Origin of the sequence: Shewanella sedimentimangrovi (assembly GCF_017354965.1) — a bacterium.
Lineage (GTDB): Bacteria > Pseudomonadota > Gammaproteobacteria > Enterobacterales > Shewanellaceae > Shewanella > Shewanella cyperi.
In genome coordinates this window covers 4,150,910-4,168,177 of the sequence record NZ_CP071502.1, presented here as the reverse complement: position 1 = coordinate 4,168,177, position 17,268 = coordinate 4,150,910, and the positions used below count along the sequence as shown (strand labels likewise).

General features: G+C 52.3%; 6 protein-coding genes and 3 pseudogenes. 4 read left to right on the top strand and 5 right to left on the bottom strand.

Annotated features, from left to right (window positions below):
• Positions 1–297 precede the first annotated feature (297 nt).
• Positions 298–10,698: a tandem-95 repeat protein gene (locus tag JYB85_RS18580; protein WP_207380476.1), complete on the top strand. Its 10,401-nt coding sequence runs from the start codon at positions 298–300 to the stop codon at positions 10,696–10,698.
• Positions 10,699–11,208: 510 nt separating this feature from the next.
• Entirely contained in the window at positions 11,209–12,207 is a 999-nt protein-coding gene (locus JYB85_RS18575) for a transposase (protein ID WP_207380475.1), read from the top strand.
• Positions 12,208–12,468: 261 nt separating this feature from the next.
• Here JYB85_RS18575 and JYB85_RS18570 read toward each other — a convergent pair.
• Positions 12,469–12,567 (bottom strand): annotated as a pseudogene (locus JYB85_RS18570) (class I SAM-dependent methyltransferase); the annotation flags it as partial.
• A gap of 329 nt (positions 12,568–12,896) precedes the next feature.
• On the opposite strand from JYB85_RS18570, the pseudogene JYB85_RS18565 reads away from it, so the two are divergent.
• A pseudogene (locus JYB85_RS18565) lies at positions 12,897–13,058 on the top strand (alpha-amylase family glycosyl hydrolase); the annotation flags it as partial.
• Between the two features lie 35 nt (positions 13,059–13,093).
• Here JYB85_RS18565 and JYB85_RS18560 read toward each other — a convergent pair.
• Positions 13,094–13,789: a transposase gene (locus JYB85_RS18560; RefSeq protein WP_207380474.1), complete on the bottom strand. Its 696-nt coding sequence runs from the start codon at positions 13,787–13,789 to the stop codon at positions 13,094–13,096.
• Between the two features lie 212 nt (positions 13,790–14,001).
• Here JYB85_RS18560 and JYB85_RS18555 point away from each other — a divergent pair, with 212 nt between their 5' ends.
• A complete protein-coding gene (locus tag JYB85_RS18555) occupies positions 14,002–14,490 on the top strand; it encodes a hypothetical protein (RefSeq protein ID WP_207380473.1) in 489 nt (162 codons plus the stop codon).
• A 202-nt stretch (positions 14,491–14,692) separates the two neighbouring features.
• Here JYB85_RS18555 and JYB85_RS18550 read toward each other — a convergent pair.
• From JYB85_RS18550 to JYB85_RS18540, 3 genes and pseudogenes are all read right to left on the bottom strand, one after another.
• Positions 14,693–15,157: pseudogene (locus tag JYB85_RS18550) on the bottom strand (IS3 family transposase); the annotation flags it as partial.
• A 48-nt stretch (positions 15,158–15,205) separates the two neighbouring features.
• A protein-coding gene (locus tag JYB85_RS18545; protein WP_207379396.1) for an IS3 family transposase occupies positions 15,206–16,281 on the bottom strand; the annotation gives its coding sequence in 2 pieces (ribosomal slippage) (positions 15,206–16,032 and positions 16,032–16,281; 1,077 coding nt in all).
• 177 nt (positions 16,282–16,458) lie between these two features.
• Complete coding sequence (locus JYB85_RS18540; RefSeq protein ID WP_228730163.1) at positions 16,459–17,205, bottom strand: class I SAM-dependent methyltransferase; 747 nt, start codon at positions 17,203–17,205, stop codon at positions 16,459–16,461.
• Positions 17,206–17,268 lie beyond the last annotated feature (63 nt).

The window sequence follows — 17,268 nt, the reverse complement described above, 5'->3', positions numbered from 1 at the left end:
GTCAAGGCTTGATTTAAATGTATTGATGTTTCGCTCTCAATCTAGGGATTGCGAGTTACCGTGCTAGTAGGAGTAAAATTGGCAATGGATATGCGTAAAATGCGTAACATTATTCTTTTCTTATCAGCCTTATTTTTTTCGCTAAGTGTTTCAGCAGCTGTTACGGTAAATAACAGTGCCTCATTAACCATGGCCGAGGACGGCACACTCTCGATCTTTCCTCCTGACTACGGTGTAACTTATTCAGATACCGGGACGTCTGCTGGATCGGCAACCAATGGCACAACATCTGTTGACATGGCGGCCAACAGAGTTATTTATCGTCCTAACCAAGATTTCTGTGGCACAGATGCCTTTGTCATTACCACCTTTGTAAATTCAGATCCCGATAGTGGGCGAGGTTCAGGTGTTAATCTGGAGCAATTGAACGTCGCTGTCTCTGTAAACTGTGTTAATGACACGCCTTCAATAGCTTGGATTTCAAACCAAAGCACCAACGAAGACGTGACCAAGACGGTTAACTTCACTGTCAGCGACGTGGAAACGGCGGCAACCTCGCTGACCGTCACGCGCAGCAGCTCCAACACCAGCCTGTTGCCGCTGGCGAACGTGGTGCTTGGCGGCAGCGGCGGCAGCCGCAGTGTGACCCTGACCCCTGCAGCGAACCAGTCGGGCAGCAGCACTGTGACCCTGACGGTGTCGGATGGAAACACCAGCAGCAGCCGTAGCTTTGTGTTGACGGTGAACTCGGTCAACGATGCACCGGTGATGTCGGTCATTAGCGCCCAGAGCACCATCGAAGACGTGGCCAGGCAGGTCAACTTCACCATCAGTGACGTGGAAACGGCGACGACCTCGCTGATCCTGAGTGCCGGCAGCTCCAACACCAGCCTGTTGCCGGTGGCGAATATTGCCTTTGGCGGCAGCGGCGGCAGCCGCAGTGTGACCCTAACCCCGGCGGCCAACCAGTCGGGTAGCAGCATGGTGACCCTGACGGTGTCAGACGGTACCACTACCACCAGCCGCAACTTCCAACTCACGGTCAACGCGGTTAACGACGCGCCGGTTATCTCCAATATTACCGATCAGGTTACCAACGAAGACGTGGCCAGGCAGGTAAACTTCACCATCAGCGACGTGGAAACGGCGGCAACCTCGCTGACCGTCACGCGCAACAGCTCCAACACCAGCCTGTTGCCGCTGGCGAACGTGGTACTGGGCGGCAGCGGCGGCAGCCGCAGCGTAACCCTGACCCCGGCGGCCAACCAGTCGGGCAGCAGCACGGTGACCCTGACGGTATCCGATGGCTTGCTCACCAGCACTCAAACCTTTGTACTGACGGTCAACGCGGTCAACGATGCACCGGTGATGTCGGTCATTAGCGCCCAGAGCACCAACGAAGATGTGGCCAAGCTGGTTAACTTCACCATCAGCGACGTGGAAACGGCGGCAACCTCGCTGACCGTCACGCGCAACAGCTCCAACACCAGCCTGTTGCCGCTGGCGAACGTGGTACTGGGCGGCAGCGGCGGCAGCCGCAGCGTGACCCTGACCCCGGCGGCGAACCAGTCGGGCAGCAGCGCGGTGACCCTGACGGTATCCGATGGCTTGCTCACCAGCACTCAAACCTTTGTACTGACGGTCAATGCGGTCAACGATGCACCGGTGATATCGGTCATCACCGACCAGAACACCAATGAAGATGTGGCCAGGCTGGTTAACTTCACCATCAGCGACGTGGAAACGGCGGCAACCTCGCTGACCGTCACGCGCAACAGCTCCAACACCAGCCTGTTGCCGCTGGCGAACGTGGTACTGGGCGGCAGCGGCGGCAGCCGCAGCGTAACCCTGACCCCGGCGGCCAACCAGTCGGGCAGCAGCACGGTGACCCTGACGGTATCCGATGGCTTGCTCACCAGCACTCAAACCTTTGTACTGACGGTCAACGCGGTCAACGATGCACCGGTGATGTCGGTCATTAGCGCCCAGAGCACCAACGAAGATGTGGCCAAGCTGGTTAACTTCACCATCAGCGACGTGGAAACGGCGGCAACCTCGCTGACCGTCACGCGCAACAGCTCCAACACCAGCCTGTTGCCGCTGGCGAACGTGGTACTGGGCGGCAGCGGCGGCAGCCGCAGCGTGACCCTGACCCCGGCGGCGAACCAGTCGGGCAGCAGCGCGGTGACCCTGACGGTATCCGATGGCTTGCTCACCAGCACTCAAACCTTTGTACTGACGGTCAATGCGGTCAACGATGCACCGGTGATATCGGTCATCACCGACCAGAACACCAATGAAGATGTGGCCAAGCTGGTTAACTTCACCATCAGCGACGTGGAAACGGCGGCAACCTCGCTGACCGTCACGCGCAACAGCTCCAACACCAGCCTGTTGCCGCTGGCGAACGTGGTACTGGGCGGCAGCGGCGGCAGCCGCAGCGTAACCCTGACCCCGGCGGCCAACCAGTCGGGCAGCAGCACGGTGACCCTGACGGTATCCGATGGCTTGCTCACCAGCACTCAAACCTTTGTACTGACGGTCAACGCGGTCAACGATGCACCGGTGATGTCGGTCATTAGCGCCCAGAGCACCAACGAAGATGTGGCCAAGCTGGTTAACTTCACCATCAGCGACGTGGAAACGGCGGCAACCTCGCTGACCGTCACGCGCAACAGCTCCAACACCAGCCTGTTGCCGCTGGCGAACGTGGTACTGGGCGGCAGCGGCGGCAGCCGCAGCGTAACCCTGACCCCGGCGGCCAACCAGTCGGGCAGCAGCACGGTGACCCTGACGGTATCCGATGGCTTGCTCACCAGCACTCAAACCTTTGTACTGACGGTCAACGCGGTCAACGATGCACCGGTGATGTCGGTCATTAGCGCCCAGAGCACCAACGAAGATGTGGCCAAGCTGGTTAACTTCACCATCAGCGACGTGGAAACGGCGGCAACCTCGCTGACCGTCACGCGCAACAGCTCCAACACCAGCCTGTTGCCGCTGGCGAACGTGGTACTGGGCGGCAGCGGCGGCAGCCGCAGCGTGACCCTGACCCCGGCGGCGAACCAGTCGGGCAGCAGCGCGGTGACCCTGACGGTATCCGATGGCTTGCTCACCAGCACTCAAACCTTTGTACTGACGGTCAATGCGGTCAACGATGCACCGGTGATATCGGTCATCACCGACCAGAACACCAATGAAGATGTGGCCAGGCTGGTTAACTTCACCATCAGCGACGTGGAAACGGCGGCAACCTCGCTGACCGTCACGCGCAACAGCTCCAACACCAGCCTGTTGCCGCTGGCGAACGTGGTACTGGGCGGCAGCGGCGGCAGCCGCAGCGTAACCCTGACCCCGGCGGCCAACCAGTCGGGCAGCAGCACGGTGACCCTGACGGTATCCGATGGCTTGCTCACCAGCACTCAAACCTTTGTACTGACGGTCAACGCGGTCAACGATGCACCGGTGATGTCGGTCATTAGCGCCCAGAGCACCAACGAAGATGTGGCCAAGCTGGTTAACTTCACCATCAGCGACGTGGAAACGGCGGCAACCTCGCTGACCGTCACGCGCAACAGCTCCAACACCAGCCTGTTGCCGCTGGCGAACGTGGTACTGGGCGGCAGCGGCGGCAGCCGCAGCGTGACCCTGACCCCGGCGGCGAACCAGTCGGGCAGCAGCGCGGTGACCCTGACGGTATCCGATGGCTTGCTCACCAGCACTCAAACCTTTGTACTGACGGTCAATGCGGTCAACGATGCACCGGTGATATCGGTCATCACCGACCAGAACACCAATGAAGATGTGGCCAAGCTGGTCAACTTCACCATCAGCGACGTGGAAACGGCAGCGACCTCACTGTCCCTGAGTGCCGCCAGCGACAACACCAGCCTGTTACCGGTGGCGAATATTGCCTTTGGTGGCAGTGGCGGCAGCCGTAGCGTGACCCTGACCCCGGCGGCGAACCAGTCGGGCAGCAGTACGGTGGACCTAACTGTATCCGATGGCTTGCTCACCAGCACTCAAACTTTTGTATTGACGGTCAATGCAGTAGATGATGTTCCCAGCGTTAGTCTGAACCTGCCTGACGATATATACGAAGGCGATGCCATTTTGGTTGAAGCTGCTGCGTCAGACATAGATTCTGTAGTTTCAAAAGTAGAGTTCTCAATAGATGGTGGCAGCTGGGTCTCAGATACGACCTCTCCCTACAGCTACTCCTTTGTGGGCGTAGAGGCCGGGGATCATACCATCTCGGCGAGAGCCGAGAGCAACGGCCTTTATTCTCAAACTGCGTCTGTCTCTGTAGTGGTACAAAAAGTTGTTCAGCTCGATATTGATGACATCGCTGACGCCGGCAACAGCATACCCACAGCGGCAGCCACTGAGCTTGTCGGCGAAATTCAGGGGAATTTGATTGTAGACGGCGGCGCGGCCTCTTACGCTGTACCTATCACGCTGCCGCCAGGCAGAAGCGGTATGCAGCCGGCAATCAGTCTCAACTACTCTAGTCAGGCGGGTGAGGGCATTGCCGGTATGGGCTGGAGTTTGTCTGCTTACTCCTCAATAGCCCGATGCAGCGCTATTTACGATTTGAATCAATCTACCAAGGCACCTACCTTAAGCAGTGCAGATTTGCTGTGTTTGAATGGCAGCATGCTAGTTGCGGTTCCTGCGCCTGGCGGTACTACCCCTGGCAGTTACGGTTTTTCAGGTACCTACTATAAAACCGAGCGCAACAATGGCCAATATGTCATACAGTTGGGCGGTAATATCAATCAATCCTCAACCTATTTTGAGCTTTATGATCCCGACGGCAAGGTGCATACACTGGGCGACAGCGCCAATACCCAGTTGATTCCAAGTGGAGTCAGCGTCGCGACAGAATGGTTGCAATCCCGCTCCGAAGACCCATTTGGCAACCAGATCCACTACCTGTACAGTGAGTCCACTGTTGGCAATCGCTATCTAAGTGATATTTATTACACAGGTTTTCAGGGGACTTATGGCGACCGCCATGTAGTGTTCAACTACACCGACAAAGCGCCGGAATTCAGTTACCACTGGGGTGGTAAACGAATTTTCAACCAGCAGCTTAAGTCCATTGAGATAAAGATAGCGGACACTCTTAAGGCAGTGTGGAAACTGACCTATGAGACGCCAGATGCCAATGCGCTGAATGATGCGGCGACGTTGGAAAAGCTTGAGTACTGTGATGGCAGCGATGACAGCAATTGTTTAACCAGCAATTTTACCTGGAATCACAAGGTTTATGACCGCCATGAATTGACCAGTCATGCGGCAGATCACATTCATGACAATGACACTGTGGGTTACCAGCTGGTAAATAAGGGGGACTATGACGGTGACGGCGTTGCTGATCTCCATATTCCTTTGGAAGGCACCTATTTATCTTCCAATGGGGTCAAGGTCGGAGCATATCCACACGTCAGTTATGCTTTAAGTCACGTTGATGTAAATGGTGACGGCGTTATTTCATATAACGAACACAGCATGAATACGCTTAGCGGCACCATCGATTACGATGGCAATGGCAAAGACGATATCGCTTATATTAATGACTCGCTGAACATAGAAATTGGCTCTGTAGATACGGAAACAGGTGCCGTCTCGGTATTGGTTGATACGGGTATTAATGCGGCCTGTTTTGGCAGTACTTTGGACTTGTCCGTCGAAGTCTTCTGCCAGAGCCATTTGATAGATGTGAATGGTGACGGGAGTGCCGACCTGATAGTGGCCACCAATAAGTCGACCAGTTCCGGTATGCATACCATCACCTACAAGGTTTATCTGAATAATCCGCCATCTGGAGGATTCAGTACTACACCTAATGGCTCTTTTAATGCCTCTGCAGAAGACTCCTTACAACCCATGGATTTGGATGGTGATGGTGTTCTCGATCTGGTGCCGGGGAGTTTTGGCACCTCACTGAAATGGTACAAACTCGGCTATGACAACAGCACCGGTACAGTGACGGTTACCGAGAAGAACTATACCTTCAACGTCAATGTAAACAAAGTGGAAAGGACAAAGCCCAGTCGCTGGGTGGATCTCAATGGTGATGGCCTGCCAGATGTGCTGACTTTGAATAAGGTGAACAGCACTGACAATTTCTATACCCGCTATGTGGCGTTCAACAAAGGCAACGGGCTATTTGACACCCCGGTCGCACTGACAAATTTCAACACCGAACTTGCCTGGACCGTTGATGGTGGTTTCATCGCAACAGATCCTTCATATGATGGTCCGGAAGGTTACGTATACGAAAACTTCATACAATTTGTCGATTATAACGGTGATGGCCGTCAAGATATTCTTTACCCGGATCGCTATCGAAGAAAATACCGTTACGAATGTTGGGCGTGGAGCACCAATGAGGCCTGTGATGCTGTCGATGGCGCCTATGCCCCGAAGTTTTATAGTTATGATGTTTGGTATTGGAACGTATTGATCACCCGTCCCGACGGCAAGAGTTTTGATGAGGTGAAGCTGGATGTTTACGGTGCCCTTGCCACTATGTCACCTATGGATGTGAACGGCGATGGACGGATGGATTTAATTTCAGGCTTGGGCTATGAATTCGATGCGGTGAAGCGCAAGTGGTATTACGGCTCGAAATCGGGCACTCCGGCTGATTACCCCAGGGGTTTCGTGGTATTTGCCAATGACGAGACCCAGGATACCAGTATCAGTCAAATCGATACCGGCCTCGGCACCAAGGCCAAGCTGAATTACACCCAGTTAAAAAATGTCTATCAATGGAATAATGATGTTAAAGGCTACCCCTATGTGTATTTCAGTAACACCATGCGGGTGGTGGAGAGCTTAAGCACTCCCGATGCTGTCGGGGGCTTCAGTCAATCCTCCTTCTTCTACAAAGACGCCAAACTCCATGTGGCCGGTCGTGGATTCCAGGGCTTTGCCAGTATCACAGAAACCAACAAGGATGCCGACAATAAACACACTATAGTGACCACGACCGAGTTTGAGCAGGAGTTCCCCTGGTCGGGCATGGTGAAGAAGCGGGATGTGAAAAGTGCAGGAGAATTGATAAGCCATTATCAAGTTGATTCCAGGTACCCATCGCAGGAAGAGTACTCGGTTGGGCAGTCTTGGTGCTTTTACCCAGCAGCAACCTTGATGGAAAATTACCGCCTGCAAGCGACAGCGTTTAGTTCCGTCAGTACCATCGCGACCCAAAATGATCGCTGTCAGCCAACTCAGCAGCAGACTAAGACAAGTGATGCCACTGTCACTCACACTTCTACCGATAACCTTGTCTACACAGCGCCGTTGCCGGGCTGGAGTGTGCTTGAAAACAAAACCAGCACCCAAACTTTGGTTTACGGTGGCCATAGTCTGGTGGCCGACCCTCTGAGGGGGACAAGTTATACCACCAAGGTGGAGACCTCTCTGGTATACGACAGCCAAGGTCGGTTAGAGAGCAGTACTACCAAGGGCTTGGGAGCTACCCCCGGAACGCCAATCACCACTAGCTACAGTGATTATGATCTATATGGTCATGCCACCAAGACCACAGTGGAGGACTCCGAGGACTCTGCGAAAAATCGCTGGACCAAGGTGGCATATGACGCCGATGGCTATTTCCCGCAACAAAGCTTCAACGGGCAGTGGGGCCTTGGCGTAGTCGCATCACAGCAAAGCTTTGATGCTCTCACGGGCGCAGTGTTGACCAGCACCAATGTTCAGGGCGTGACCCAAACCAATGTCATTAACTTTATCGGCCAGATACTGGAAACCTCTGCGGCCAAGGGCAGTACCGTGGTGAGCCCCAGTGTCTATAGCAGCAGCCAATGGGTGACGGGCGAAGGCAATGCGGTATACAAGGTGATTACCCGCAGCGCCGGAGCGCCGGAGCAAGTCAACTACTATGACGGTTTGAAACGCCTTATCCGCAGTGAAACCCAGGGCTTTTCCGGTACCGTGGTAAGCGAGATGAGCTACGATGCCCGTGGTAACCTGGTCAGCGAAACCACACCAACCGGTGATTACGGCACCCAGATCAGCAAAAGCTTCACTGAGTTTGACGTCTTGGGGCGGGCGAAAACCAAAACCTTCAACGATGGCATGGTGAGTTACGTATCGACTTACCATTACGGCGTTGATGAGCTTGCAGATGATCCATTAACAACTGTGGTTGAGGTCAGCAGCCGCGATTACAACTTCAGCGTCAGTCGCAGTTATAACGCCCTGGGCCAATTGCTGCAGACCAAAGATGCCAAGGGCGGCGTCGGCTATTTTGGCTATAACGCTGCCGGCTTACCTATACTGGTGCGGGATGTACTGGGGAATGACATTACCGCCGTGTATGACGATTTGGGCCGCAAGGCCGGTTTCAGCGATCCCAATATGGGCGATTGGAGCTTTGCCTATAACCAATTTGGAGAGCTGAGCGAGCAAACCGATGCCCGGGGCATCAAAACCTCCCTGGTTTATGACAAGCTGGGGCGTCTTACCAGTAAGTCAAGTAGCCTCGCCAATCGCAGTTGGGTCTATGACACAATCGTCGGCAATGGGCTCCTGTACCAGGCCAATGTCAGCGGTCACGGCCGCACCTTTGCCTACGATACAGCCGGGCGGCCACGGCAGATGACGGTGACCACAGGCGGGCTAAACTTTGTCGAGCGCTATGCCTATGACAGCAAGTTCGGGCGCATGAAGGCGGTCCAATACGCCAGTGGCGAAACCCTGGCCTTCCGCTTCGACGATAACGGCTTTGTGTTGGATGACTTCCAGGCCTTTAACAATGGCAGTGAAAGGTTGCTGCGCCATGTGGAGGACTACAACGCCTTTGGCGCCATCAATCAGCAGCGGTTCGGCAATGGCATGGTGCAGCAGATCACCCGCAATAACGCCGGTTCGCCGCTGACCATCTGTACCGACAGCACAGGAAACTGTTCCAATATCGGCCTGCAATACCTGGATTATCAATATGACAGCATGGGCAATCTGAATTATGCCGACAATCGGGTGCGCCAATACCGCGAGGACTATGAATACGATGAGCTGATGCGGGTCAAAAGCTCACAGAAAACGGTTCAGGGCCAAAGTGTTCCCTTGGTGACCTACGACTACGATGCCGGCGGCAATATTATCCAGAAGGATGACTATGGCAGTAACTTCCTGTACGGCAACAAAGACAGGTCCCTGGGAGGTAATGCCGGTCCCAATGCGATTCGCCAGTTTATCCGTGACGGAGTGACTTACAATTTCAACTATGACGCCAACGGCAACCGCCTGAACGGTGACGGCACTGTGCTCAGCTATGACGATGAAAACAAACCGCTGCGGGTGGAGCGCAACGGAGTTGTCAGCGAGTTCAGTTACGATGCCGATGGGATGCGCTACAAGCAGGTGAAAACCCAGGGCGGCAACGTCACCACCACTTATTATGTGGGACCTGTGGAGCGGGAAATCAGCACCTCTGCCACCATAGACACCAGCTATCTGGGCGATCACAGTATTGTCAAAAAGGCTATCAGTGGCAGTTTGGGCAATCAGCAACCGCTGACCTATGTACTGCGGGACCGTCTCGGCAGTGTCGATACCCTGGTGGCGGGGGGCAGCCTGTCCGTGTTGCAATACCGTGGCTATGATGTCTTCGGTCGCCCCATGGATTTGGATGCCAGCACCTTGTTTAACCCCAATCCACTGCTGACGGATTGGCAAGGCGTTAAGCGCGGCTTTACCGACCATGAGCATTTGCAAGAGCAGCAGCTGATTCATATGAACGGGCGGATCTACGATTTCAATGTTGGCCGCTTCCTGAGTGTGGATCCTTTCTTGCAAATGCCGGAGAACAGTCAGAGTGCCAACCCTTATTCGTACATCTTGAACAATCCTATGTCTGGGACGGATCCGACGGGGTATAGATCTGTTCGAAGTGGAGGCGCAGATAGTTGGCGCACAAATGAATTGCTGGGTGATGTCAGGGGGACTGATTTTCCTTCCGAAGAAGAATTTCGAAGAATGAATGATTGGGTGAAGGGAGCCGCTCATGGTTTTGGGCTTGCTAATGGCGAAAAGAACGATGAAAAAGGTGAATCTGTTACGGGGAATAAATCGACTAAAGAGTCAGATTCTAGTACCAATCAAAGTGGCGCAGGGGGCACACCAAAACCAACAGACAGTGATGGCTGGGAATATGTAGGCCAAACTAAAGGTGTCGATACTTATCAGACTGTTTACACTCCAGACAATAGTGATAACGGCACATCAATAGGTGATGTCAACGATAATATCATCACCCCCACCGGACTCACCGCTGGTTACATTCAAAATAAAACCGAAAACACAAAGCGTAGATGGTCTGACAAATATAAAAACCACGGGAAAATTTGGGATAAGGCTAGGCTTATTGGAAATTATGCATTCCTAGTAGGAGGTGTAATTACGGCTGGCACCACTGTGTCCGACATAGTTGACATGAGGAATAGCGGGAAATCCAATGAAGATATGGTATTGAGAGGCATTGATGGTATCGCTGATATTGCGGCAGGGGCGGCCGCTTTCGCAGGGCCTGTTGGTTGGGGCGTGGCTGCAGCCTATTACGGAGCGGATTACCTCTCAGGCGGTAACTTAACGAAATTCATTTATAATAAAGTTGTAGGTCGTCGTGAGGATGAATATCACGCTACTGCTGGGGGCGCTCTATGATGAAGGGTTTGTTTTTTGGTTTATGTAAATTATTTGGAAAAAGGGATAGATTGATTTGGGCTGAACCTGCTGCGATGATGGTAACTCTCTTTCTGGCAGTGGTATTGCACACTATTTTTCTACTGTTTATTTTTGAATATGACATGACATTTTTAGTGGAAGACTATGGGGCTCCACTACTAGTAGTGAGTCTTATTACTTTCTCATGTTTATACTTTTTACTCTCAAGTAAATTCAAAAGGTACGCAAAAAGTTAGTTCGTGGTGGCGTCTTTTCTGCTTCACAGGGGTTTGACGCCCATCATCACAGTTCCAAACCTGCTTCAGCATTACTAGCAATCATCACCATCTCCAAAACATTCCCATTTTCGCAAAAAGACAGGACAGCCAAATCTTTTTGATGTTTCCCAGGACAAAAAGACCAAAAGACAGGACAGCCAAATCTTTTTGATGTTTCCCAGCCCCTCGACTAGGCTTCGAAGTACCTCTTTTGAACCAGTCGAGGCTTGCCATGACCACAGCCCGTCGCCAATTGATTGATGCTGAAAGTACGCCCTTCTACCACGTAATTAATCGTTGTGTCAGAAGGGCGTTTTTGTGTGGTGAAGATACCGTTTCTGGCCGCAGCTTTGAGCACAGACGTGGCTGGATAGTGGACAAAATCAGGCAGTTGTCGTCGATATTTTGCATTGATGTTTGTGCTTATGCAGTGATGTCGAATCACTATCATCTGGTGCTTAAAATTGACCTGACGGCTCAAAAGGCCCTGTCGCCGTTTGAAGTGATTGAGCGCTGGACAAGGCTCTTTTCTGGTAATCTGGTTGCGGCAAAATTCCTCAAGGGCGATAGCCTGTCAGACGGTGAGGCTATCATGCTGAATAGTCTGATTGCTGAGTGGCAGGAGCGGCTCGGCAGTATCAGTTGGTTTATGAGGTGCTTAAACGAAGAGATTGCCCGCAAGGCCAATCGGGAAGATGGCTGCAAGGGCGTGTTTTGGGAAGGGCGCTTTAAGTCTCAGGCGCTACTGGATGAACAGGCGTTGCTGGCATGTATGATGTATGTGGACTTAAATCCGATTCGAGCTGGTATTACGGACTCGCTGCAAGGGTCAGATTACACCTCAATTCAAGAACGTCTTGATGAGCTACACGGGAATGTTCCCAGTCTGCCCATTCAGGTATCACTCAAAACCCTATTACCTTTTGATGGGGCGGCGGTTGCTTCCGAGCAACACGGTATTCCCTTTCATTTAGCCGATTATTTGGAGCTGATTGATTGGACGGGCAGGGCTGTGCGTGAAGACAAGAGGGGGGTTATTGATTCGGCAAGACCTAAGTTGCTTACCGAGTTGGGTATTCGCGATGATGCCTGGATAACCTCTGCCAGAGAGTTCCGCCGTCAGTATGGTGGAATCAGCGGCCGCTGGGACTCCATGTGCGCCATGAAAGCCAAAAGCGGCGGGAAATGGTGCCGGGGAAAATATCAAAGCGAAGCCTTGCATCCCCGCTAATCAGGTTCTTACTGCTGTTTTCACAAAATAAAAGGGGTCAGACAGAGCCGTTTTAATTGGTCTGTGCATGCTTGGCTTGGCGTAAGTCATAACTCTTTTGTCAATCAGCCCCATTTCCCTGGGGCTTTTTCTTGCCTGAAATTGGGCAGGCTTTACCGGTAGAAGTGATCACTGTTTGCCAGCAGGGCGGGCAGTTGGTTGCAGTGCTGCCATTTGGCGACAGCAGGCAAGGCGCGAAGATGCCTGAGCTGAAAGAACACCTTAGGTTAAGGCTGCTATTACGTAGACGTCGAAACGGTTTTTCTTGGTGTCTATGACGGTGGAGGGTTTAACGCCATCGAGATCGTCTGTTGATAAAGGGGTCGGAGTGAATTAAAAAAACTGATTCATTTTTACCAGGCCAAGGTCGCCCGGGTTTGAGATGATCAAGTTTTTGATTGAGCGCGGCTTCAATGTCGGATTTAAAGCGTTCATTGCCCAAATCAAGAGGGCAGAGTTGTTGAAAGAAAAGACAGGACAGCCAAATCTTTTTCGGATTGGCTGGGGGTCAAGCGTGGCTTTACCGACCATGAGCATTTGCAAGAGCAGCAGCTGATCCACCAAAAGACAGGACAGCCAAATCTTTTTGATGTTTCCCAGCCCCTCGACTAGGCTTCGAAGTACCTCTTTTGAACCAGTCGAGGCTTGCCATGACCACAGCCCGTCGCCAATTGATTGATGCTGAAAGTACGCCCTTCTACCACGTAATTAATCGTTGTGTCAGAAGGGCGTTTTTGTGTGGTGAAGATACCGTTTCTGGCCGCAGCTTTGAGCACAGTGATAAAGGGGTCGGTGATAAGGATAAAGGGGTCGATAAGGATAAAGGGGTCGGAGTGAATTAAATAACTCATTCATTTTTACCAGACCAAGGTCGCCCGGGTTTGAGATGACCAAGTTTTCGATTGAGCGCGGCTTCAATGTCGGATTTAAAGCGTTCATTGCCCATTGGATAATTGTGGTTAAGGCAGTCGCGAAGGATGTGCAGTTGCTCGCTGGAAATGTCGCAGTTAAACAGCTCGCGGTAGGCATGTTGGCGTTCGGTATGGGTATTGCCTAGAGATAGGTAAGTTGGGTGGGGAGTCAGGCAGCGAATTGCTTTGCCTGCGCCATTAGATTGATAGCTAGACCAACGGTATTCGGATGGGTGATCCACCATCCCGGCCCGCACTGGATTGAGTTCGATATAGCGCTGACAAATCAGCAGGTACTCTTCACTGTTGATGGGACTGGACTTGTGCCGACCTTCCCAAAGTGTTCCGGTACGTCGGTAAAGGCCATTAATAGCGCGGACATAGGTGCGGCCAACGCTTTGCATAACCTTTGAAATGCCTTGTGAATCGCTGGGCGTCATCAATAGATGTACGTGATTGGTCATCAGTACAAAGGCGTGTAGCTGGACGTGAAATGTTTGCAGGGCATCGGTTAGTGCATTGATGTAGATGCCAAAGTCGCTTGATGAAAAGAAGCAGGCGGTGCGGTTATTACCGCGCTGGCAAATATGGTATGGGATATCGGGTAGGTAAAGGCGGGGTTTTCTAGGCATGGTCCCTCCTTGGGCATTGGCTAAGTTGAAGAAGTGTAGCACCTGATTGGCTGTAATTAACTCCGACCCCTTTATTCTTAGAAAGGGGCTGTCATTGGAACCTCTGATGGTTCAGGTCGTATAACTGGACCGCACTTGCATTTTGTTTTGCGGAGAAATGGTGTTAGATCAGATCCAATGGTGAATTTTTTAGACTTAGCTAAGAGGCCATAATGAAGAAGATTATAATTTTAACGATTATTTTAAGTATATCATTCTTTGTCCAATCATGTGCCAATGCAAAAAGTGCAGAGGAATTTGCGAAGCACCTCCAATCGGTTATTGCTAGTGGTGACAAAACATCTTTCCGAAAAATGTTGAGTCTTCAACGGCCGGGTGATGAAGGTCATATAGCTGAACAAGTTGACTATGTGTTTAATAGTAAATCTTCAAAAATTCGAACATTATTAATGAATAATAATACGAAAATTTTTGTGAGCCCGTTTATTAATGTTAATGGTGAGCCAACAAAAAAATTCATTATTATATATTACAATCCTAATATTATTGACTTTACAAAGCCTGTATCCATAGAACAGCTGGAGGAGCAATGGCTAAATGGTTACGTTGAAACCTCTGTTGAGTTTATAAATGATGGATGGTTTTTTGTTGACGCTGCATTTTATCAAGGCTCATCCCCTTCTTGGGGCGAAGACTATTAAACGAAAAGACAAGGATAAAGGGGTCGGAGTGAATTAAAAAACTCATTCATTTTTACCCGACCAACGAAAGACAGGGCAGTCATAACACTTTTCCAATCAGCCCCATTTCCCTGGGGCTTTTTCTTGCCTGAAATTGGGCAGGCTTTACCGGTAGAGACCTTTCCCCGAGATTAGTACCAATCCCTTGATGAGATTTTCCAGCTTATGCTGCCTGCTTGGCATACTCAACAGGCGGCGTGTAGTTCAATGAACTATGTGGGCGAACATGGTTATAGTGTTCACGCCATAGCTCGATTTCATATCTGGCTTCGTCCAAGGTTCTGAACCAGTGCTGGTTCAGACATTCGTTCCGGAATTTGCCATTCAGGCTTTCCACAAAGGCATTTTGCGTCGGCTTTCCTGGCTGGATAAAGGCCAGTGTGACGCCCGTTTCCTTACTCCAGAAGAACATTGCCTTGCTGGTAAATTCTGTCCCATTGTCGCAAGTAACCTTGTTTGGCGTGCCTCGCTCTTCCATCAACTGGTCCAAGAATCTGGCGACCTGCCTGCCACTGATGGCTACAGAGACTAATTGACCGACCATTTCCCGCGAATAATCATCCATGACATTCAGTACCCGAAAGCGCCGACCATTGCTGAGTTGGTCTGACACAAAGTCCATAGACCAAGACCTTTCCCCGAGATTAGTACCAATCCCTTGATGAGATTTTCCAGCTTATGCTGCCTGCTTGGCATACTCAACAGGCGGCGTGTAGTTCAATGAACTATGTGGGCGAACATGGTTATAGTGTTCACGCCATAGCTCGATTTCATATCTGGCTTCGTCCAAGGTTCTGAACCAGTGCTGGTTCAGACATTCGTTCCGGAATTTGCCATTCAGGCTTTCCACAAAGGCATTTTGCGTCGGCTTTCCTGGCTGGATAAAGGCCAGTGTGACGCCCGTTTCCTTACTCCAGAAGAACATTGCCTTGCTGGTAAATTCTGTCCCATTGTCGCAAGTAACCTTGTTTGGCGTGCCTCGCTCTTCCATCAACTGGTCCAAGAATCTGGCGACCTGCCTGCCACTGATGGCTACAGAGACTAATTGACCGACCATTTCCCGCGAATAATCATCCATGACATTCAGTACCCGAAAGCGCCGACCATTGCTGAGTTGGTCTGACACAAAGTCCATAGACCAACGTTGATTCGGTGCTGTCGGCACCTCCATCGGCTGCCTTGGCCGGGTTAGCTTCTTGCGCTTCTTCGTTCTGACCTGCAAGCCTTCCTCCGTGTAGAGCCGATAGGTTCGTTTGCGGTTTTTGACCCAGCCTTCGCCTCTGAGCAAACCATGCAGCATTAAATACCCATAGCGAGGATATTGCGTCGCCAGCGCCTTCAGCCGCTGTCTGAGCCCATTGTCAGCCTTTGTCCTGGGCTGATAGCGAAACGCGGTCCGGCTCAACCCAGCCAGCTTGCAGGCCACACGCTCACTGAGACTGAAACCTTCAATCAAGTGCTGGGCAACAGGCTTTTTTGCCGCTGGCGTTACCACTTTTTTGACAGCACATCCTTCATGGCTTCGACTTCCAGCATCTTGTCGGCCAGCATCTTTTTGAGCTTGTTGTTCTCGGCCTCCAACTCCCTCAGCCGCTTCGCTTCATTCACTTCGAGCCCGGCATACTTGCTGCGCCAGTTATAGAAAGTGCCCGTAGAAATGCCCATTTCACGGCAAATGTCATCGACCTTTGCCCCTGCCTCATGCTGTTTGATGGCCTTAATGATTTGTTCTTCGGTGTAGCGTTTCTTCATGTTGAGATCTCCATTGGCTCCAGTGTATTGGAAATCTCATCAATGTCATGGTCTTAAAGTTGGGGGAGAGGTCAGTAGAAGTGATCACTGTTTGCCAGCAGGGCGGGCAGTTGGTTGCAGCGCTGCCATTTGGCGACAGCAGGCAAGGCGCGAAGGTGCCTGAGCTGAAAGAACACCTCAGGTTAAGGCTGCTATTACGTAGACGTCGAAGCGGTTTTTCTTGGTGTCTATGACGGTGGAGGGTTTAACGCCATCGAGATCGTCAGCGTAGTCGGGACGTTTGACCACCACCCGCTTGCTCGCCAGCGCCAATGCCGGTGCCAGCAAGCCATCGGCATCGGTATCGGCGCCCACCAGGGACTGGAATACCCGCATTTCCTTTTTCACCAGCGCCGATTTATCCCGGTGTGGATACATGGGATCCAAATACACCACCTCGGGACGGGGTTCTATCCTGGCCAATTCTTCCAGGCTGGAACCGTGCAACAAGGTCATGCGCTCCCGCATCCAGGGGCCGATTTCGGGGTCCTGGTAGGCCCGGCGCAGGCCATCTTCCAGCAAGGCCGCCACCACTGGGTGACGCTCTATCAGGGTCATACGGCACCCCAGGCTGGCGAGCACAAAGGCGTCCCGACCAAGACCGGCGGTACCATCCACCACTGTGGGGGTGGCCCCCTGTTTCAGGCCCACCGCCTTGGCGATGGACTGGCCACGGCCGCCACCGAACTTGCGTCTGTGGGCGGCGGCGCCGCTGACAAAGTCGACGCAGATGCCACCCAGCTTGGGCTCGTCCCGCTTGAACAGGGTCAGCCTGTCTTCCACCATTTCCAACGCAAACGGGGCCCCATCGTCGGGCTTGAGCGCCCAGCGTTCGCACAGGGTATGCAGTTCGGGATTGGCAAGGTGGATGGCGATGGGATTCAAGACCGGGCTTCCGTTAATCAGGTTGGCGGCAGTATAGCCTGCCTCGCGGCGGGGCACAAAAGC

Bases quoted from the DNA above. Each gene is read 5' to 3' on its own strand.
- JYB85_RS18580 (WP_207380476.1), top strand. From the start codon at position 298: ATGGCGGCCAACAGAGTTATTTATCGTCCTAACCAAGATTTCTGTGGC.
- JYB85_RS18575 (WP_207380475.1), top strand. From the start codon at position 11,209: ATGACCACAGCCCGTCGCCAATTGATTGATGCTGAAAGTACGCCCTTC.
- JYB85_RS18560 (WP_207380474.1), bottom strand. From the start codon at position 13,789: ATGCCTAGAAAACCCCGCCTTTACCTACCCGATATCCCATACCATATT.
- JYB85_RS18555 (WP_207380473.1), top strand. From the start codon at position 14,002: ATGAAGAAGATTATAATTTTAACGATTATTTTAAGTATATCATTCTTT.